Source organism: Iodidimonas sp. MBR-22 (assembly GCF_029946565.1).
In the GTDB taxonomy this organism is placed as follows: Bacteria; Pseudomonadota; Alphaproteobacteria; order Sphingomonadales; family Rhodothalassiaceae; genus Iodidimonas; species Iodidimonas nitroreducens.
Map to the genome: position 1 here is coordinate 39168 of NZ_JARKVQ010000001.1, position 19882 is coordinate 59049.

General features: G+C 57.2%; 15 protein-coding genes. 8 read left to right on the top strand and 7 right to left on the bottom strand.

Annotation, left to right across the window (positions count from 1 at the left end; translation table 11 throughout):
• The first annotated feature begins 16 nt into the window (after nucleotides 1–16).
• From rbfA to irrA, 6 genes are all read left to right on the top strand, one after another.
• Nucleotides 17–463: a 30S ribosome-binding factor RbfA gene (gene rbfA, locus QK300_RS00200; RefSeq protein WP_281299988.1), complete on the top strand. Its 447-nt coding sequence runs from the start codon at nucleotides 17–19 to the stop codon at nucleotides 461–463.
• Nucleotides 460–1356 (top strand): tRNA pseudouridine(55) synthase TruB, encoded by an 897-nt coding sequence (gene truB / locus QK300_RS00205; RefSeq protein WP_281299987.1) that lies wholly within the window; start codon nucleotides 460–462, stop codon nucleotides 1354–1356. Before rbfA ends, truB begins: the two co-directional genes overlap by 4 nt.
• A 15-nt stretch (nucleotides 1357–1371) precedes the next feature.
• On the top strand, nucleotides 1372–1641 hold the full coding sequence (rpsO, locus tag QK300_RS00210; protein WP_042088159.1) for a 30S ribosomal protein S15: 270 nt from the start codon (nucleotides 1372–1374) through the stop codon (nucleotides 1639–1641).
• Nucleotides 1642–1835: 194 nt separating this feature from the next.
• Nucleotides 1836–3956 (top strand): polyribonucleotide nucleotidyltransferase, encoded by a 2121-nt coding sequence (pnp, locus tag QK300_RS00215; RefSeq protein WP_281299986.1) that lies wholly within the window; start codon nucleotides 1836–1838, stop codon nucleotides 3954–3956.
• Between the two features lie 140 nt (nucleotides 3957–4096).
• The gene (locus QK300_RS00220; RefSeq protein ID WP_348651784.1) at nucleotides 4097–5491 is read left to right on the top strand and encodes a nitronate monooxygenase; all 1395 of its coding nucleotides are present in this window, start codon (nucleotides 4097–4099) and stop codon (nucleotides 5489–5491) included.
• A 94-nt stretch (nucleotides 5492–5585) separates the two neighbouring features.
• On the top strand, nucleotides 5586–6029 hold the full coding sequence (irrA, locus tag QK300_RS00225; RefSeq protein ID WP_281299984.1) for an iron response transcriptional regulator IrrA: 444 nt from the start codon (nucleotides 5586–5588) through the stop codon (nucleotides 6027–6029).
• A 7-nt stretch (nucleotides 6030–6036) separates the two neighbouring features.
• Here irrA and QK300_RS00230 read toward each other — a convergent pair whose 3' ends face one another.
• Nucleotides 6037–6678 carry an SH3 domain-containing protein gene (locus QK300_RS00230; protein ID WP_281299983.1) on the bottom strand — a complete coding sequence of 214 codons (642 nt, stop codon included), beginning with the start codon at nucleotides 6676–6678 and terminating at the stop codon, nucleotides 6037–6039.
• 106 nt (nucleotides 6679–6784) lie between these two features.
• Between QK300_RS00230 and QK300_RS00235 the strand changes: the two genes are divergently transcribed.
• Nucleotides 6785–7783, top strand: coding sequence for a D-glycerate dehydrogenase (locus tag QK300_RS00235; protein ID WP_042088167.1), 999 nt, complete (start codon nucleotides 6785–6787; stop codon nucleotides 7781–7783).
• A 97-nt stretch (nucleotides 7784–7880) separates the two neighbouring features.
• Here QK300_RS00235 and QK300_RS00240 read toward each other — a convergent pair whose 3' ends face one another.
• From QK300_RS00240 to mutS, 6 genes are all read right to left on the bottom strand, one after another.
• Complete coding sequence (locus QK300_RS00240) at nucleotides 7881–8549, bottom strand: DUF4136 domain-containing protein (RefSeq protein ID WP_281299982.1); 669 nt, start codon at nucleotides 8547–8549, stop codon at nucleotides 7881–7883.
• Between the two features lie 135 nt (nucleotides 8550–8684).
• Complete coding sequence (locus QK300_RS00245) at nucleotides 8685–8933, bottom strand: hypothetical protein (protein ID WP_281299981.1); 249 nt, start codon at nucleotides 8931–8933, stop codon at nucleotides 8685–8687.
• Nucleotides 8934–9068: 135 nt separating this feature from the next.
• Nucleotides 9069–10103, bottom strand: coding sequence for a tryptophan--tRNA ligase (gene trpS / locus QK300_RS00250; RefSeq protein ID WP_281299980.1), 1035 nt, complete (start codon nucleotides 10101–10103; stop codon nucleotides 9069–9071).
• A gap of 92 nt (nucleotides 10104–10195) precedes the next feature.
• Nucleotides 10196–11785, bottom strand: a complete 1590-nt coding sequence (gene murJ / locus QK300_RS00255) for a murein biosynthesis integral membrane protein MurJ (RefSeq protein ID WP_281299979.1) — start codon at nucleotides 11783–11785, stop codon at nucleotides 10196–10198.
• 15 nt (nucleotides 11786–11800) lie between these two features.
• Nucleotides 11801–14587, bottom strand: a complete 2787-nt coding sequence (locus QK300_RS00260; protein WP_281299978.1) for a [protein-PII] uridylyltransferase — start codon at nucleotides 14585–14587, stop codon at nucleotides 11801–11803.
• A 40-nt stretch (nucleotides 14588–14627) separates the two neighbouring features.
• Nucleotides 14628–17351, bottom strand: coding sequence for a DNA mismatch repair protein MutS (mutS, locus tag QK300_RS00265; RefSeq protein WP_348651793.1), 2724 nt, complete (start codon nucleotides 17349–17351; stop codon nucleotides 14628–14630).
• A 197-nt stretch (nucleotides 17352–17548) separates the two neighbouring features.
• On the opposite strand from mutS, the gene QK300_RS00270 reads away from it, so the two are divergent.
• The gene (locus QK300_RS00270; protein ID WP_348651794.1) at nucleotides 17549–19852 is read left to right on the top strand and encodes an NADP-dependent malic enzyme; all 2304 of its coding nucleotides are present in this window, start codon (nucleotides 17549–17551) and stop codon (nucleotides 19850–19852) included.
• Nucleotides 19853–19882 lie beyond the last annotated feature (30 nt).

The following is a 19882-nucleotide window of genomic DNA, read 5'->3' on the forward strand; positions in this document are numbered from 1 at the left end:
CAGGGAGACGGCGCCCATGCGTGCGCGTGAAGGTGGACGCTCGGTGCGTCTTTTGCGCGTGGGGGAAACGATCCGCCACGCGCTGTCTGGCATCCTCAGCCGGGATGAACTGGCCGATCCCGATCTTTCCGGGCGCACCCTGACCGTTTCGGCGGTGGAGGTCAGCCCCGATATGCGCCATGCCGATGTTTTCGTGGTGCCTTTATTGGGCGCCCATGCCGATGAGGTGATGCGGGGATTGGGCCGCAGCGCATCGCATTTGCGGGCTTTATTGGCTCGGCAGGTGAGCTTTAAATATCTGCCTCAGCTTCATTTCAAGCTTGATGAAAGCTTTAGTGAGGGGGATCGGATCGAAGCCTTGCTGCGCTCTGAAAAAGTGAGCCAGGATCTGGCCTCCCACCCTGATGATGACTCCGATAATGATCGCCCTGATGATGCGCCTGATAACGGCGAGGACGCATGAGCCGACGGCGGCGCGGGCAGGATATTCATGGCTGGGTGATTTTAGATAAACCCTTGGGCTTGAGCTCATCCCAAGGGGTGGGCAAGGTGCGGGGCCTTCTGGATGCGCGCAAAGCGGGCCATGCCGGCACCCTTGATCCGCTGGCCAGCGGGGTTTTGCCCATCGGCCTGGGGGAAGCCACCAAGGCCATGCCCTTTATCGTTGATTCCACGAAAGATTATGTTTTCACAATCGCTTTTGGTGAGGCGCGCAGCACCGATGATTGTGAAGGCGAAGTGGTGGCGCGCAGCGATGTAATCCCCAATGAAGAAGCCATTCTGGCCGCTTTGCCGCAGTTCATCGGCGAGATTGCGCAGGTGCCCCCGGCCTATTCAGCGATCAAGCTGGATGGAAAGCGCGCTTATGCCCTTGCCCGTGGGGGCGAAACACCGCTTTTGCAGGCCCGCCCGGTTCATATTCACGAGCTGCGCTATCTGGGGCCCGATGAGGCGGGACATGGGCGGTTTTTCATGTGTTGCGGCAAAGGAACCTATGTGCGCTCTCTGGCCCGGGATTTGAGCCAAAATCTTGGTACGGTGGGGCATGTGGCGGCACTGCGCCGAACCCGGGTGGGGCCGTTTCATGAACGGGCGGCAATTTCTCTGGAAAATCTTGAAAAAGTCAGGCATGGTGCGCCCGCCGAGGCCATTGTGCTTCCCGTTACGACCGCGCTGGACGACATCCCGGCGCTGGCCATAACGGATCAGGAGGCAGACCTCATTAAAAAAGGTCAATGTCTCCGGCATTCCTCCGCGCAGGATGGCGATCTGATCCTGATCTGTGGCGAGCGGCCTGTGGCCATTGCCCGTTGTCAGTCAGGATTGATCACATCCCGGCGGGTTTTCAACCTCTAGTTTATGGAGAACTCGATGTCGATCACTGCTGAGCGCAAGCAAGAGCTGATCAAAGACTATGCACAGGCCGAAGGCGACACCGGATCGCCGGAAGTCCAGGTGGCGATCCTGACAGAACGGATTGCCAATCTGACCGGGCATTTCAAGACCCACGCCAAGGATAATCATTCCCGCCGCGGTCTTTTGCAGATGGTTAATCAACGCCGTCGTCTGCTCGATTATCTCAAGCGCAAGGATCAGGGCCGTTATACCAGCCTGATCAAGCGTCTTGGGCTGCGCAAATAAAATCTCTGGGAGCCGGGATGTGAACAGCAGCCCGGCTTCTTTCTATAATCCGGTTGTGCCTTTTGGGGCCACCGGCGCGGAACGGGACGAAATTCGTCGGCCCTTTGTGCGTTAAAAGCTTGGAAACGGGCAGCAGATCTGCCCACAGGAGCCGGATGGAAGGCCATCGGCTTCATGACCGTTTGGAAGTCAGAATGTTCGAAATCTATCGCAAAACCATCGAGTGGGGCGGACGCTCCCTCACCCTTGAAACCGGTCGCATCGCCCGTCAGGCCGATGGTGCCGTGGTCGCCACTTATGGCGAAACATCAGTTTTGTGCACGGTCGTTGCCGCGCGCAAGGCGGAGCCGGGTCGGGATTTCTTTCCCCTCACCGTGAATTATCAGGAAAAAACCTATGCTGCCGGCAAAATTCCCGGCGGCTTTTTCAAACGCGAAGGGCGCCCTTCTGAAAAGGAAACGCTGACCTCGCGCTTGATCGATCGCCCGATCAGACCGCTGTTCCCTGCGGAATTCCGCAATGACACGCAGGTGATCTGCACCGTTTTGAGCCATGATATGGAAAATGATCCCGATATCGTGGCGATGGTGGGAGCCTCGGCGGCCCTCACTTTGTCGGGCATTCCTTTCTTTGGCCCCATCGGCGGTGCCCGTGTGGGTTATAAGGATGGCGCCTATCTGCTCAATCCGGTTCCGGCCGATCTGGAACACAGCGATCTCGATCTGATCGTTGCGGGCACCCAGGATGCGGTTTTGATGGTTGAATCCGAAGCCAGCGAGCTTTCGGAAGAGGTCATGCTCGGTGCCGTTCTTTATGGCCATGAGCAGATGCAGCCGGTTCTGGATGCGATTATCGCTCTGGCCGAAGAAGCCGCCAAAGAGCCATGGGATCTTCCGGCCAAGCCCGATCTTTCGGCCCTTGAAGCCAAGGTCTCTGCATTGGCAGCCGCCGGTTTGGAAGATGCCTATAGCCTGACGGAAAAGCAGGAACGCCGCAATCGGATTGATGCGGTGAAGGCATCGGTGAAAGAGGCTTTTGCCGATGATGCCGAGAATGCCGAAAAGGTGGGCGATCTTTTCAAGAAGCTCGAAAAAACGATCGTGCGCGGCAATATCCTGAAGGGCAAGCCCCGGATTGATGGCCGGGCGCTTGATCAGGTGCGGCCGATCCTCGCGGAAGTGGGGGTTTTACCCCGGGCCCATGGCTCGGCGCTGTTCACCCGCGGGGAAACACAGGCGCTGGTGGTCACCACCCTTGGCACCGGCGATGATGAACAGATCGTCGATGCGCTTGATGGCTCTTATCGCGAGCATTTCATGCTGCATTATAATTTCCCGCCCTATTCGGTGGGGGAAACGGGCCGGGTCGGCTTTACCGGACGGCGCGAAGTGGGCCATGGCAAGCTGGCATGGCGGGCTTTGAAGGCGGTTTTGCCATCAAAGGAAAGCTTCCCCTATACCATCCGCATCGTCTCGGAGATCACTGAATCCAATGGCTCGTCCTCGATGGCCACGGTTTGTGGTGCGTCTTTGTCGATGATGGATTCCGGGGTGCCTCTGGCCCGTCCGGTCTCTGGCATTGCCATGGGTTTGATCAAGGAAGGTGATGATTTCGCCGTTCTTTCAGATATTCTGGGTGATGAAGATCATCTGGGCGATATGGATTTCAAGGTGGCGGGAACCGAAAAAGGGATCACCTCCTTGCAGATGGATATCAAGATCGCCGGGATCACCGGGGAGATCATGGAAAAAGCGCTGGCTCAGGCCCATGGCGGGCGGGCGCATATCCTTGGTGAAATGAACAAGGCGCTGACCGGTTCGCGGACCGAATTGTCTGCCAATGCACCGCGCATTGAAACGATGCAGATCAACAAGGAAAAAATCCGCGAAGTGATCGGCACCGGCGGCAAGGTGATCCGGGAAATCGTTGAAACCACGGGCGCCAAGCTCGATATCGATGATGATGGCCTGATCAAGATTTCCAGCTCTGATCCCGATGCCATCAGCCGGGCCCGTGCCTGGATCGAAGGCATCGTGGCGGTGCCGGAAGTGGGCCGGATCTATGCTGGCAAAGTGGTGCGGATCATGGATTTCGGGGCCTTTGTCAATTTCATCGGCAGCCGGGATGGCCTGGTGCATATCTCTGAACTGGCCGATCATCGGGTTGATAAAGTGACCGATATCGTCAAGGAAGGCGATCAGGTGAAGGTGCAGGTTCTGGATATCGATGATCGTGGCAAGGTGCGCTTGTCGATGCGCCTTGTTGATCAGGAAACCGGCCAGCCGCGCGAAGATAGTCGAGGTTCGAAGGGTTGATTGTCTTAAAATTCACCCCATTTTTAAGTTAAAATAATGAACGCCGGGATGGTTCTTTAACCGTCCCGGCGTTTGAGTTACAAAACGAAATGAGCTTAAATGATCGCACATAATTCTTTGATAGCGCGGAGATCAGCTCGATGAAGGCACTGAATGCGATAAGAATGGCCGGCAAGGATCTTCTTCCTTTGATCGAAGGGGGGAAGGGGATTTCTGTGACCAGCGGCGCATCATCGGGGCCATGGGCGGCAGCGGGCGGCATCGGCACGGTTTCGGCGGTGAATGCCGATAGCTATGATGAAGATGGATCGGTGATCCGCCAAGTTTATCATGGCCGCACCCGCCGCGAACGTCATGAAGAACTGGTGCGCTATTCCATCGAAGGCGGTGTTGAGCAGGTACATAGGGCCCATGAAAGCGCGGGCGGCGGCGGCGCCATCAATATCAATATCCTGTGGGAAATGGGTGGTGCCCAGCGGATATTGGAAGGGGTTCTGGACAAAACCCGGGAATTGGTGAGCGGGGTTACCTGCGGTGCCGGAATGCCTTATAGGCTGGCGGAAATCTGCGCTGGCTATGGCGTGCATTATTATCCCATCGTTTCATCGGGCAGGGCTTTTCGGGCGCTGTGGAAACGGGCCTATCATAAATTTTCCAGCTATCTGGGCGCTGTGGTTTATGAAGATCCCTGGCTTGCGGGGGGGCATAATGGGCTTTCGAACAGTGAAGATCCGCAAAAACCCGAAGATCCTTATCCCCGGGTGGTGGCTTTGCGCCAAACCATGCGCGATGCCGGTTGCCCGGAAGTGCCGATCATTATGGCGGGGGGCGTTTGGTTTTTGCGCGAATGGCAAGATTGGCTGGATAATCCCGAATTGGGGCCGATTGCCTTTCAATTTGGCACTCGTCCTTTAGTGACGCGGGAAAGCCCGATCCCCGAAGCCTGGAAACAGATGTTGTTGTCCTTGAAGAAGGGCGATGTGCTTTTGCATCATTTCTCACCTACGGGCTTTTATTCCTCGGCCATCAAAAATCGGTTTTTGCAGGAACTGGTGGAGCGCAGCGAACGCCAGATCGCCTATTCCCCCCAGCCGGTGGGTACCCATGATACCCTGCTCACCGATGGGTCCCGGCGGAAATTTTATGTTACGGCAGCGGATGCCGCCCGCGCCGGGCGATGGCTGGATCAAGGCTATGGCGAGGCGATGAAAACGCCTGATAATACTCTGGTTTTCGTCACCACCCAAAGCCGCGATAAAATCAGGAAGGATCAGGCCGATTGCATGGGTTGTTTATCCCAGTGCCAGTTTTCCAATTGGGCGGATAATGAAAAAAATTCCACCGGTCGCAAAACCGATCCGCGCAGCTTTTGCATCCAGAAAACCCTTCAGGATGTGGCCCATGGGGCCTCGATCGAGGATAATCTTGTCTTTGCCGGGCACAATGCCTATCGCTTTGCCGAAGATCCCTTTTATTCCAATGGCTTCATACCCAATGTGAAACAGCTTGTGGATCGCATCCTGACCGGGGATTGACCACGCGCCGGATATTAAACAAACATTACTTGTTAAATCTGCCGTCCAAGGTTAACGTATTCGCTCTATCCCAGCAGGCAAGGGAGCATCAGATATGTTGAACCGGGAAGGCCTCAGCCAAAGTCAGGCTGTCAGGCCCTATGCGGCCAGTCTCAATCTATTGCGGGATGCGGGCCTTCGCCCCACGCGGCAGCGTTTATCGCTGGCAAAATTATTGTTCAGCAGTGGCCATGTGCGTCATGTTACCGCCGAAAGCCTGCATGAAGAAGCGCTGGCCGAAGGGATGCGGGTATCGCTGGCAACGGTTTATAATACCCTCCATCAATTGACCGATGCCGGCTTGCTCAATGAACTGGTGATCGATTCGTCACGCACCTATTTCGATACCAATACCGATGGCCATCATCATTTCTATAATGCCGCCACGGGCGAGGTTTATGATGTTCCGCATGATGATGTGGTGTTGTCCTGCCTGCCAAAACCCCCTGCCGGGGCCTCGGTCTCTTCGGTGCATGTGGTGATTTATATCGAAAGCTGAACGGGTTTCAGTTCAGCGCCTCCCCACGATAGGTACCCCATAAAGCATTGCGATCAATCCATGCCGATCGCCCGCCCGCCCCCACTTCGCACCAGAGCGGGGTGCAGCGTTGCAGGCTGACGATCACCCCGGCTTCAGCCTCGAAAATGGGATGATCGCTTGGTTCCGGCTTTTGATAAAGCTTGTGCAGGCCCCCCGAAACAAGGGCGGTGCGATTGCCCGAAAGCAAGGCGGAATGCATCCAGCCCTGCGTGCCATCCCAATCACGCACCCGTCGCCAATGGCCATATTCTGCGGTGATCTCAAGGGGGATATTGCGTCTCACATAGGTCCATAAAATGGGATATTGCTGGCCCGGACCGGTGCGCATATGGGCTTTATCGGACGCAAGGGAGACAAAGCGCGGCAAGGGCAGCCCTGAAGCGCCGGGGATTCGCTCGCCGGGATCAATCATCTGGGCCATGGCGGGGGCGGGCCCCATGCTCGGGCCGGATCGGTCGAGGCCAGCCAGAAAAAACCCCGCTACAAGCATCAGGACAGCAAAAACGCGCCCCGTGCAGCGGGCATGAAGCCGCCAAAGCCGCCCATTTCTGGCGGCATCCGATGCTTTATCGAAAAATGCTGACGCGGATGCTTTGAAAGGAGCCATCTGATCTGCTAGGAAAAGAGTGAGCGGAAGTTTTGTCATCTGAGTGCATCTTGTACCTGATCCGGTTTATTCCGCAACCCTTACGGCAATCAAGGACTTGACGCTGATGAGCGAGGCACGAGACAAGACCAGACCCCGCGTTATTGTGAGCCGCCGACTGCCCGAACCCATCGAAACCCGAATGGCCGAGCTGTTCGATATCGTGCTCAATCCCGATGATCAGCCACTCTCTTCTTCTGATCTGATCAAGGCCGTGGCCGAAGCGGATGTGCTGGTGCCCACGGTGACAGATCGAATCGATGCGGCTGTTCTGGCCCATGCCGGTCCGCGTTTGAAGCTGATCGCCAATTTTGGCAATGGGGTCGATCATATCGATCTGGCCAGCGCCCGGCAGCGGGGCATCACAGTGACCAACACCCCCGGTGTTTTAACAGAAGATACCGCCGATATGACCATGGCGCTTATTCTGGCCGTGCCGCGCCGCCTGATCGAAGGTGTGCGGCTTTTGGAGGATGGCGATTGGCAGGGCTGGTCGCCCACCGGCCTTTTGGGCACAAGGCTGTGGGGGAAGCGTTTGGGCATCATCGGCATGGGCCGAATCGGTCAGGCGGTGGCCCGGCGGGCCAAGGCTTTCGGGATGCAGGTGCATTATCATAATCGTCGCCGCTTACCCGCCCGGCTTGAACAATCCCTTGAAGCCACATGGTGGGAAAGTCTGGATCAGATGCTGGCCCGGGCCGATGTGATCAGCATCCATTGTCCGCACACCCCGGCCACCTATCATCTTTTGTCGGCGCGGCGCTTAAAGCAGCTTCAGCCCCATGCCTATGTGATCAATACCGCCCGGGGCGAGGTGGTGGATGAAAATGCCCTGCTGCGAATGCTGGAGGCAGGCGAACTGGCGGGGGCCGGGCTTGATGTTTATGAGCATGAACCGGCGGTCAATCCCCGGCTTCTGGCCCTGCCATCGGTGGTGGCTTTGCCGCATATGGGCTCTGCCACCCGGGAAGCCCGCATCGATATGGGGGAAAAGGTGCTGATCAATATCAAAACCTTTGCCGATGGCCATGCCCCGCCGGATCGGGTTTTGGGCGAATGGCTTTAGGCCGAGGACTCTGAACCCACAAAATAGGAGCGGCGAACCGCTCCTATTCGATCAGATGCTGGCAGAGGTAATGAGCCAGAACGACAGACCGAAAGCCTTAATAGCCCGCATCCTTACCCTTGGGCAATTCCAATTCAACCTTTTGCGTGCGCCCACTTTCGCCGGGGAAATTGGTAAACATCGCCTGCACCAGATAGGGCATGGCTTCCGGCAGATTGGTATTGTTCAAGGTGGTATCGGCACGACCTTCAAACACAACTTCGTCCTGGGGATTAAGCATCGCCAAGGTCATCCGAACGGAATAAACCGTAACGGAATAAACTTGACTACCACCATAGCCGCCATAACCGCCATAACCATAGCCGCCAAATCCATGACCACCAAAACCATGGCCAAAGCCCGAGCGGAATCCATAAGGATGATAAAAACTGCCGCCATAATAAGGATAGCCGCCATAATAGCCCGGCCGTGAGAAAATCTTTTCCCGACCATCCGAAACCAGCCAATCCAGCTCAACCCGAATATCGGCATTTTCTTCGGTGGGGCGATAGCCGGCATCGATCAATTGCGCGCGCACAAGGCTTGCATATTGCTCGAATTCAAGGCTGCCCTTTTTTTCAGGGTCAATAGGAATGATCGTGATGCTTTTGCCTGCAGGCTGTTCCAATCGATGAAAGCGGGCAACATCGGCCTCGAATGTTTTCGCGCAGGCCGCTACCGTCAAAGCCGACAGGAGCAGCACAATTTTAAAACCTTGCCTCATCATAGCCTTGTCATCCTTGCGTCGTCGCACATGCAGATCAGTATCAATGCATCGAAGTCATTTCACATTAAATCAAAAGACTGAACCGGTGATGAATTATCATTCCCTGTCGTTCAAACATAAAGCCTTATCCCATACTCATCGCAGGGAAAGTCTTTCCTTCTCATCCTTTACCAAAGATTGGCGATCCGGCTTTTCAGCAGGCTTATCCTGCTCGGCCCTGAATTTGATGTGCGATTGACGCATGGAACGATAGGTCGCCCAATAATCGCCATAGCGGGTAACAGAGGTGGCTTTTTCAGGAGAAGAGGATACCCGCTTGTCCACGCCCTCGGCACAGGCCGACAAGGCCAGAAGAAAAGGCGATAGGACCATCATTTTATTCATTTTTCATCTCCCCAATCACAAGGGGCCCGGCCAGGGCCCAATCCACAAAAGGATCGCGCCCAAAATGTAAGCGCCCATGATCCGACTACAAGCCCCTGCGACAAGGTGAACCAGCGTTTCATCCGCCCCCCGCCCTTAAAAAGATCGCGCCCCCAATAAACCGACGACCGCGCGCACCTCTTCCATCACCGGACGGGCAAGGGCAGCGGCTTTTTCGGCCCCCTTGTCGAGAAGCGCATCGATTTCTGCCGGATCGCGCATCAAACGGCTCATCTCGTTGCTGATGGGGGCAAGGCGGGCCACCGCCAAATCCGCCAGATCCTTTTTGAAAGGTGCAAAGTCCTTACCCCCATGGCGGGCCAGCACATCGGCTTGGCTAAGATCGGCCAAAGCCGCATAGATCCCTACCAGATTGGCCGCTTCGGGCCGGTCGGCTAGGCCTGCGGCATCCTCTGGCAAGGGCAGGGGATCGGTTTTTGCCTTGCGAATCTTCAAAGCAATGCGATCGGCATCATCGGTGAGATTAAGGCGCGCGGCATCCGACGGATCGGATTTGCTCATTTTTTTGGCACCATCGCGCAGGCTCATTACCCGCGCCCCTTCTTTCTGGATGATCGGCTCCACGATGGGGAACACCTCATGCCCGAAATCATTATTGAATTTAAGGGCAATATCGCGGGTCAATTCCAGATGCTGTTTTTGATCTTCGCCCACCGGCACATGGGTGGCTTTATAGGCCAGAATATCAGCGGCCATCAGATCGGGATAAACATAAAGCCCCACACTGGCCTTTTCCCGATTTTTCCCCGCCTTATCCTTGAACTGGGTCATCCGGTTGAGCCAACCCATCCGCGCCACACAATTAAAAATCCAGGCCAATTCCGCATGGGCGGCCACCCGGCTTTGATTGAACAGGATGGATTTTTGCGGATCAACGCCGCACGCAATATAGGCCGCCGCTGCCTCGCGGGTTTGCTGGATCAAAACCGCCGGTTCCTGCCACACCGTGATGGCATGAAGATCCACCACACAATAAATGCATTCATAATCATCTTGCAGGCGCACCCAATTCCGGAAAGCCCCCAGATAATTCCCCAGATGCATCGATCCCGAAGGCTGGGCACCCGAAAAAACGCGATTGCGAGGCAGGGTCGGCTGACGCTCATCCATGATGACGATCCTTATTGACGCGCCAACCCCTTAGAAGATCGGGGCGGCTCAATCCTGGTTGCCGCGACTTATGACAATGGCACAACAACCGGTCAAGCATCGGGGCTCCGACGCTTGCGGATTTCACGGGGCACCACGGCCCCTGTCAAAACAGCCGACAGGCCATAAGCCGCCATGCCCGCAATAACCAAAGCCGCCAGCAGGCCAATCCGGGACCACAGATGGGCATCAGCCGGAAGCACCAGCCCAAAGCGGATAGCCAGAAGAACGACAACCATCGCAAGGCAGGAAAATAGGGCCCGCCAGAGCCTTGATTTAAAGCGCTGATCCAGCAACAGATGACGGCGCTTGCGCAAAAAGATATAAAGCAGCCCGGCATTCAGCCAGGCCGCAAGGCTGGTGGATAAAGCCAGCCCCACATGCTCCAAAGGCCCCATCAACAACAGATTGAGCCCCAGATTGACAAACAGCGCCAGCATCGCGATTTTCACCGGCGTTTTCATATCTTCCCGGGCATAAAACCCCGGCACCAGCACCTTGATCAGAACAAAAGCGGGCAGGCCAAAGGCAAAGGCCATCAGGGCCCGTGCTGTTTTGCCGCTGTCATCGGCACTGAAGGCCCCATGCTCGAACAAGGTGGTGATCAGCGGCCCGGCAATGGCGATGAGGGCAAAAGCCGCCGGCAAGGTGAGGATGAGGGCAAATTCCACTGCCCGATTATGCTGGGCATTGGCGGCATCAGAAATGCCATCCCCCCCAGGCGCGCCCCCCTGTTTATGATCGGCCAAAGTGCGTGAAAGATGCGGCAGCAAAACCGTGCCCACCGCAATGCCGATCACCCCCAAAGGAAACTGATTGAGCCGATCCGCATAAAACAGATAAGACAAAGCCCCTTCCGGCAATAAGGATGCGAGAATGATATCGATCACCAGATTCACCTGGGTCATCCCCGCCCCCAAAGCCACGGGGATCATCACTGTCAGCAGATGCTTCACCGATGGGGTGAGGCGTGGGCGCGGCAAAGACAGGCTCCACCCCGCCCGCCGAGCCGCCAGCACCAGCATTAAAAGCTGCGCCATGCCCGCAAAGCTGACCGCCACGGCCAGCGCCCTGGCGGTGATCATCTCATTGTCATGAAAAAGCAGCAGGGCGGCAATCAGGATGATATTGAGCAGAACCGGGGCCGCTGCCGCTTCAGCAAAGCGCCCCAAACCATTTAAAACACCGGAAAAAAGCGAAACCAGCGAGATCAGAACCAGATAAGGAAAAGTGAGACGGGTGAGATCGATGGCCAGCGCAAATTTATCCGGCTGATCGACAAAACCGGGGGCCAGAGCGAGCATCACAAAGGGCATGAAAAGCTGCATCAGTGCCATCAAAAGCAGCAGGACCGGCAGCAAAATGGCCAAGGCATCCTGCGCAAAAGCCCGCGCCGCATCAATGCTGCGGGGATGGGGATGGCGGCCCAGCAATTTGGCAAAAAGCGGCACGAAGGCCGAAGAAAACGCCCCTTCGGCAAATAAACGACGGAAAAAATTGGGCAGCTTGAAGGCCACGAAAAAGCAATCCGCCGCCAGCCCCGCACCCAGAAATTGGGCCATCAAAATATCGCGTATAAAGCCCAGAATGCGGCTGATCAGCGTGAAGGCGCCGACCGTGGTAAAGCCGCGCATCATGCTCATGCTAAAAACCGCATTTCAAGAGCGCCCATGGGCCAACGGCCCGCCTTTGCGCCGCACATCATGGCTCAGGGGCAATTGCCCTTTCGTGGCGGCCATCAATTTTCTTTCGATATTGGCGATGCGCTGGCTGCCGATGATTTTCTGGCCTTCCAGATCCTGCACATAAAAAACATCCACCGCCCGTTCGCCATAGGTGGCCACATGCGCCGAGAAAATCGACAGCCGCATGCGCGATAAGGCCCGTGTCAGATCATAAAGCAGGCCCACGCGATCCCGGGCATTCACCTCGATCACCGTGGCGCGGTTGGAGGCCCGATTATCAACGATCACCAATGGCTCCACCTTGAATACAGCGGTCCGGCTTTTGATCCCATCGCTTTTGCGCTTCAGCTTTTCTTCGGCGGGTAATTTATTCACCACCGCCCGGCGGATCGATTGTTCCAGTTCGGCCAGCTTGCGCGGCTCGCTATAGGCTGAGCCATCCGGGCTTTGGATGCGGAAATTATCCAGCGCCTTGCCATCCGATGTGGTGTGGATCTTGCCATCCATCACATTCGCGCCGGCCACGGCGAAAGCCCCCGAAAGCCGGGCGAAAAGCCCCGGACGATCCCGGGTAAACACGCTCACTTCGGTCATATCCTGAAAGGCATTGACCGAAACCATCACCCCCACTGCCTCGCCCGCCTGCTCGGTTTTGCGGATCAGCCGGGCATTGTTTTCGTGGGTATCGCCATCTTCGGAAATCCAGTAGCTATCATGCAGGCGGCCCATATGGCTATCGCGATCCCGTTCGGGCCAATCGGCAAGCCTTCCGGCCAGATCTTTCTTTTTGCCATCCACCCGATCCCGGCGGCCACTCACCGCATGGCCGGCCACCAGCACCTCTTCGGCCTGTTCATAAAGATCGCGCAAAAGCTGGCCTTTCCAGCCATTCCACACCCCCGGGCCCACCGCCCGGATATCCACCACGGTCAGAATGAGCAAAAGCTTCAAACGCTCGGGGCTTTTCACCGCTTCACAAAAATCGAGCACGGTTTTGCGATCCGCCAGATCGCGCTTGAAGGCGGTTTGGCTCATCAAAAGATGCCAGCGCACGAGCCAGGCCACGAGATCGGTTTCCGATGGGGTCAGCCCCATCCGGGGGCACAGCTTGCGGGCCACCCGCTCGCCGATGCGGGAATGATCGCCGCCCCGGCCCTTGGCGATATCATGCAAAAACACCGCCATATAAAGAACCCGCCGCGACACCAGCTTGCCGATCAGATCTGTGGACAGGGGATGCTCGTCTTTCAATTCGCCGCGTTCGATCCTGGCCAGCAGGCCCAGGGCATGGATGCTGTGCTCATCCACCGTATAATGGTGATACATATCATATTGCATCTGCGCCACGATGCGCCCGAAATCGGGCACGAATTTGCCAAAAACCCCGGCTTCGTTCATCCGCCGCAAATTGATTTCAGGATGATTGGCCGAGGTCAGCACATCCATGAAGGCTTTATTGGCGGCAAAATCATGGCGCACATCCCGATCGATCAGACCCAGATGCCGCCCCATATAGCGCAGGGCATTGGGGTGGATATCATAGCCGGTTTCATGGGCGACCGCAAAAATCTCCACCATCTTGCGCGGTTCATCGATGAACATCTGCTCATCGCGCACCGTGAGCCTTTCCCCATCCACCCGAAAGCCCCGGATCGACCGCCTTGGCCGCCAGTTCGCCAGCGAAAACAGGGTGTTTTTCTGGTGCCGCGCTTCAAGCACGGCACAGACCACGCGGGTGAGATCGCCCACTTGCTTGGCGACGAGGAAATAATGCTTCATGAAGCGTTCCACCCCCGAAAGCCCGGGATGGTCGCGGTAATTCAGCCTGTTCGCCAATTCAAGCTGCACATCAAAGGTCAGCCTTTCCTGCGCCCGGCCCACCAGAAAATGCAAAGACACCCGCACCGTCCATAAAAAGGATTCGGCCTTTTTGAAGGTTTTAAGCTCATCTTCCTCTAATATCCCTTCGGCCACCAGATCCTTTGGCAGATGCACATCATAAAGAAAACGGGTGATCCAGAACAGCGTGTGCAAATCGCGCAGGCCGCCTTTTCCATCTTTGAGATTGGGTTCCACCACATAACGGCTATCGCCCATGCGATCATGGCGGGCATCGCGCTCGGCCAGTTTTTCATCCACAAACCGATGGCCGCGCACCTCCCGGACCGAGCTTTGATAAAGATGCCCAAGCTCTTCATACAAAGCCTGATCCCCCGCCAGCATCCGGCGTTCGAGCAAGGATGTATTGACCGAAACATCTTCGCGGGCCATGCGCACACAATCATTGGGCGAGCGCACCGCCTGACCCACCTTCAAGCCCAGATCCCAAAGGGTATAGAGCATGAATTCAACGATCTGTTCATGCCATGATGTGGATTTATAGGGATAGAGAAACAAAAGATCGAGATCAGAGAAGGGGGCCAGTTCGCCGCGCCCATAGCCGCCGGTGGCAATCACCGCCATGCGCTCGCTATCGGTGGGATTGGGGCGAGGATAAAGCCGGGTGGTGGCCAGATCATAAAGGCCGATGATCAATTTATCCGCCAGATAGCTGAAAGCCGCCGCCACCCGCCGACCGCTCATGCCATCCTGTTCATGGCGGGCCTTGATCTCATCGAAGCCGCGCTGCCACATAGCCTTTGAAACCGCCAGAATCTGCTGCTGGCGCTCTTTTGGATCGGCGCACAAGGCGGCTTCGGCCAGATCTTTGGCATAATCTGCGGGATCGATGATCTGACGTTTTTTCGCTATGGTGACCATGAAATCCCTTTTGGTGATAAAGGTGCATCGCGCTCAGGCATCAATATGGGCCCTGGCTCAGGCTTTTTAAGTGATAGACCAGATCATGCGCCTGTTTGGGGGTGAGCTCATCAGGATTGCTCGCCCGCACGGCATCCAGCACCGCGCTGGCCGCCTCATCTTTGGGCGCAGGGGTCGCGGGGCTTGCGGCCGATCGTTCAAACAGGGGCAGATCGCCCAAAGCGCCGCGGGTTCGCGCCCCTTCGCCACTGGCTTCCAGATCATCCAGCACCTGCCGCGCCCGATTGATCACCGCCTTGGGCAAGCCCGCCAGTGACGCCACCTGAATGCCATAGGATCGATCCGCCGCCCCCATCGTGACTTCATGCAAAAACACCACATCGCCGCGCCATTCCTTCACCCGCATAGAGCGCAAAGCCAAAGAGGACAAACGCGCCTTCAGAGCCGACATTTCATGATAATGGGTGGCAAACAAAGCCCGGGCGCGATTGACATCATGGAGATGCTCAACCGCAGCCCAAGCGATGGACAAACCATCGAAGGTGGCCGTGCCCCGGCCGATTTCATCGAGAATCACCAAAGAGCGATCCGTTGCCTGATTGAGGATCGCCGCCGTTTCAACCATTTCCACCATGAAGGTGGAGCGCCCCTGCGCCAGATCATCCGATGCCCCCACCCGGCTGAACAGGCGATCCACAATGCCGATATGCGCCGCCTCGGCGGGCACGAAACTGCCCGCCTGCGCCAGAATGGCGATCAGGGCATTTTGCCGCAAAAAGGTTGATTTCCCAGCCATATTGGGGCCAGTGACCAGCCACAGGCGCTGATCGGGGCCCAGATCGCAATCATTGGCGATGAAAGGCCCGCCATCCTCCTTGCGCAAGGCTGCTTCCACCACCGGATGCCGCCCGCCGCGAATATCAAAGGCCCGATCCTCGCTGATTTTTGGCCGCGCCCAGCGATCGATCACCGCGCGTTCGGCCAAAGCGGCAGACACATCGATCTCTGCCAGCGCCTGCGCGCAGGCCATCAGCTCGTGCCAATGATCGGCAATGCGGGCCACCAGTTCATCGAACATCTGCTGTTCCATGGCCAGCGCCCGATCCCCCGCCTGATTGATTTCAGCCGCCAAACCCGCCAGTTCGGTAGTAGAAAAGCGCACGGCATTGGCCAATGTCTGGCGATGAATGAAGCGCTGGGCATGGGGGGGCTGCATCAAAAGATCCGCCGCTTTGGCGGGCACATCGATATGATAGCCCAAAACATTATTATGCTTGATCTTCAATGCATTCAGGCCGGTATCGCGGCGATAATCGGCTTCCAGCCCGGCGATCAGCCGGCGGCTTTCATCGCGCAGGGTCCGCACTTCATCCAAAGCCGCATCATAGCCTTTGGTGATAAAGCCGCCATCCCGGGCCAGCGCCGGGGGTTCGGCCACCAAAGCCCGGCCCAGCAAATCTTCAAGAGCCGCATGGCCGGTCAAAGCTTTTTGCGCCCTATCGAGCAGAACCGGAAGGCCGTGATCATCAAGGCCGCCATCAGCGGCACCGCCGCGATCGAGGCGATCACACACATCGGCCGCCACCCGCAGAACATCGCGCACCGCCGCCAGATCGCGCGGGGTTCCGCGATCCAGCATCAGGCGCGACAAAGCGCGTTCCAGATCGGGTGCGGACCGCAAGTTCGCGCGCAGATCGGCGCGCAGATCCGATGCCTTCACACAATGATCCACCGCATCCAGCCGCTGTTCGATCAGCGCCAGATCGGTGAGGGGGGCCGCAAGGCGGGCCGCCTGCGCCCGCGCCCCGGCCCCGGTGATGGTGCAATCGATGGTGGCGATCAGGCTGCCTTTGCTTTCCCCTGCCAAGGTGCGCGCCAGTTCAAGACTGCGGCGGGTAGCGGCATCGATCAGCATCACTGAGCCACGGGCCCTTTGCCCCGGCGGACGCAGGCGCGGCATCCGGCCCTTTTGCGTGCTTTCCAGATAATCAAGAAGGGCATCGAAAGCGGCAAGCTCGGCGCGGCTGAAATCGCCAAAAGCATCGAGGCTCGCCACCCCATAAAGCGCTTTCAAGCGCCGCTCGCCCCCCAGACTATCCCATGATCCTAATGGCAAGGGCGAGACCACATCGGCCATTCCATCGAGCAGGCGGCGCAGTTCAGGATCATCGAGCAGCTTTGCCGCCACCAAAAGCTCACCGGGAGCAAGCTGGGCCAGATCGGCCGAAAGATGATCGGGGCTGGTTTCCATGCTCATGAAACTGCCGGTGGACATATCGGCATAGGCCACGGCCATGCCACTTCCCACCGCCACCAGAACCGCCAGATAATTATGCCGGCGGGCATCGAGCAGGGTCTCTTCCGTCAGGGTGCCCGGCGTCACCAAACGCACCACTTCGCGGGCCACCACCGATTTTGCGCCCCGCTTTTTCGCCTCTGCGGGATCTTCGGTCTGTTCGCACACCGCCACCTTGAACCCCGCCTTGATCAGGCGCGCCAGATAGCTTTCAGCGGCATGAACCGGCACCCCGGCCATGGGGATATCCTCGCCTTCATGCTTGCCACGACGGGTGAGGGTAATATCGAGGGCCGCCGCCGCCTTGATCGCATCATCGAAAAACAACTCGTAAAAATCGCCCATGCGATAAAACAGCAGACAATCGGGATGGGCGGCGTGAATAGCCAGATATTGCGCCATCATCGGCGTTGCCGCATCCTGAGGATCGGCGGGGCCATTTTTCACATTTTTTGCCGGATTATTCATAAGGGCCAGATTTTTCATATAGATTGTTCTCGGACCGTCTCCATAATGCTAGAAGATGAGGCACATCAACCAGCCCTGTTCTTCAGGATCGTGTTTTAGCATTGCCCCCGATGAACTGCCAGAACCCTCTTGCGACCTTAATCCTCTTATGACCCTTCAAGCCCCTGCAACAAGGATCAGAACCCTTCATGACCGATATGCCATCCAAATCCCCTGAGTCGAAATCCGCTGAGTCGAAATCCACCGAGTCGAGATTCACCGACCGCGAAGCTTTGCGCTTTCATGCTTTTCCCACGGCGGGCAAGATCGAGATCACCCCCACCAAACCGATGGCCACCCAGCGTGATCTGTCGCTTGCTTATTCCCCCGGCGTGGCCGCCCCGGTGAAGGCGATTGCCGAAAATCCCGACTGTATTTTCGATTATACCGCCCGGGGCAATCTGGTGGCGGTGATTTCCAATGGCTCGGCCATTTTGGGCCTGGGCAATCTGGGGGCTGCCGCATCGAAGCCGGTGATGGAGGGCAAAGCCGTTCTGTTCAAGCGCTTTGCGGATATCGATGCCATCGATATCGAGCTCAATTCCAGCGATGTGGATGCCATTGTCAGCGCCGTGACCCTGATGGAGCCGACCTTTGGCGGCATCAATCTCGAAGATATCGGCGCGCCCGCCTGTTTCATCATCGAACAACGCCTGCGCGAAGCCATGGATATTCCGGTTTTTCACGATGATCAGCATGGTACGGCCATCATCACCGGCGCCGGTTTCATCAATGCCCTTTTTCTGACCGACCGCGATATCAAGGATGTGCGGGTGGTGATGAATGGGGCGGGGGCAGCATCAATCGCCTGTGCGGAATTGATCAAGGCGATGGGGGTGCCCCATGATCATCTGATCATGTGCGATAGCAAAGGGGTGATCCACACAAACCGCGAAGACGGCCTCAATCAATGGAAATCCGCCCATGCGGTAGAGACACCCCTGCGCACCCTGGCGGAAGCGATGGAGGGCGCCGATGTGTTTATCGGGCTTTCAGTCGAGGGGGCCGTGAATGCGGAGATGGTGAAAAGCATGGCCCCAAAGCCGATCATTTTTGCCATGGCCAATCCCAATCCCGAAATCAGCCCCGAAGAGGTGGCCACCATCCGCGATGATGCCATCATGGCCACCGGGCGATCAGATTATCCCAATCAGGTCAATAATGTATTGGGTTTTCCTTATATCTTTCGCGGGGCGCTTGATGTGCGGGCCCGCACCATCAATGACGAGATGAAAATCGCCGCCGCCCATGCTTTGGCCGAATTGGCGCGCACCGATGTGCCCGAAGAAGTGGCCGCCGCCTATTCCGGGCGCAAGCACAGCTTTGGCCCCGAATATATCATCCCCGCGCCTTTCGATCCCCGGCTGATGGAATTTGTTCCCCCCCGGGTGGCGCAAGCGGCGATGGATAGCGGTGTGGCCCGCAAACCCATCGAGGATATGGCCGCTTATCGCCGTCAGGTCTCGAACCGGCTCAATCCCACCATCGGGCTGTTGGGCGAGATGTTTGACATGCTCACCGATCATAATAAGCGGGTAATCTTTGCCGAAGGGGAAGAGGATCGCATGGTGCGGGCTGCCATGGGCTTTCAATCGGGGGGCTATGGCCAGGCGATCCTGATCGGCTATGAAGATGTGGTGGCCCGAAAACTGCGCGATATGGGTGCCAATCCCGATGACTATGATATCCGCTCTGCCGCCACCTCATCGCGCAATAAGGATTATACCGAATGGCTTTATGGGCGTCTGCAGCGCAAGGGCTATTTAAAGCGCGACGCCCAAAGGCTGGTGAACCGGGATCGCAATGCCTTTTCCGCCTGCATGCTGGCCCATGGCGATGCCGATGCCATGGTCACCGGGCTGACCCGCAATTATTATCAGGCTATTGAAAATATTCAGCTCGTGATCGATCCCAAGGCGGGCGTCGCCCCTTTCGGGCTGACCATCGTGATGTCCCGCGATCGCACGGTGTTCATTGCCGATACGGTGATGAACGAACGCCCCACCGGGAGCGAACTGGCCGATATTGCCCAAAATGCCGCCGCTGCCGTGCGTCATCTGGGGCACGAGCCCCGCGCCGCCATGCTGTCTTTTTCCAATTTCGGCCAACCGATGCGGGAAAAGGCCGATCATGTGCGCGAAGCCGTGGCCATTTTGGAACAGCGCGATGTGAATTTTGAATTCGAGGGCGATATGGCCCCCGATACCGCGCTCAACCCCGATCTTTTGAAGCTTTATCCCTTTGCGCGGCTTTCCGGCCCGGCCAATCTGCTGGTCATGCCGGCCCTTCATTCCGCCAATATTTCGACAAAGCTGGTGGGGGCTTTGGGCGGCGCCCGGGTGATCGGGCCGATTTTATGGGGCTTTGATCGGTCGGTTCAGGTGGTGCGGATGGGATCGCACACATCGGATGTGCTGAATATGGCGGCTTTGGCGGCTGTGGGTTCGATCACGCGCGATTGATCGGCAGCCCCCAACTCCTGAAGCTTGGAT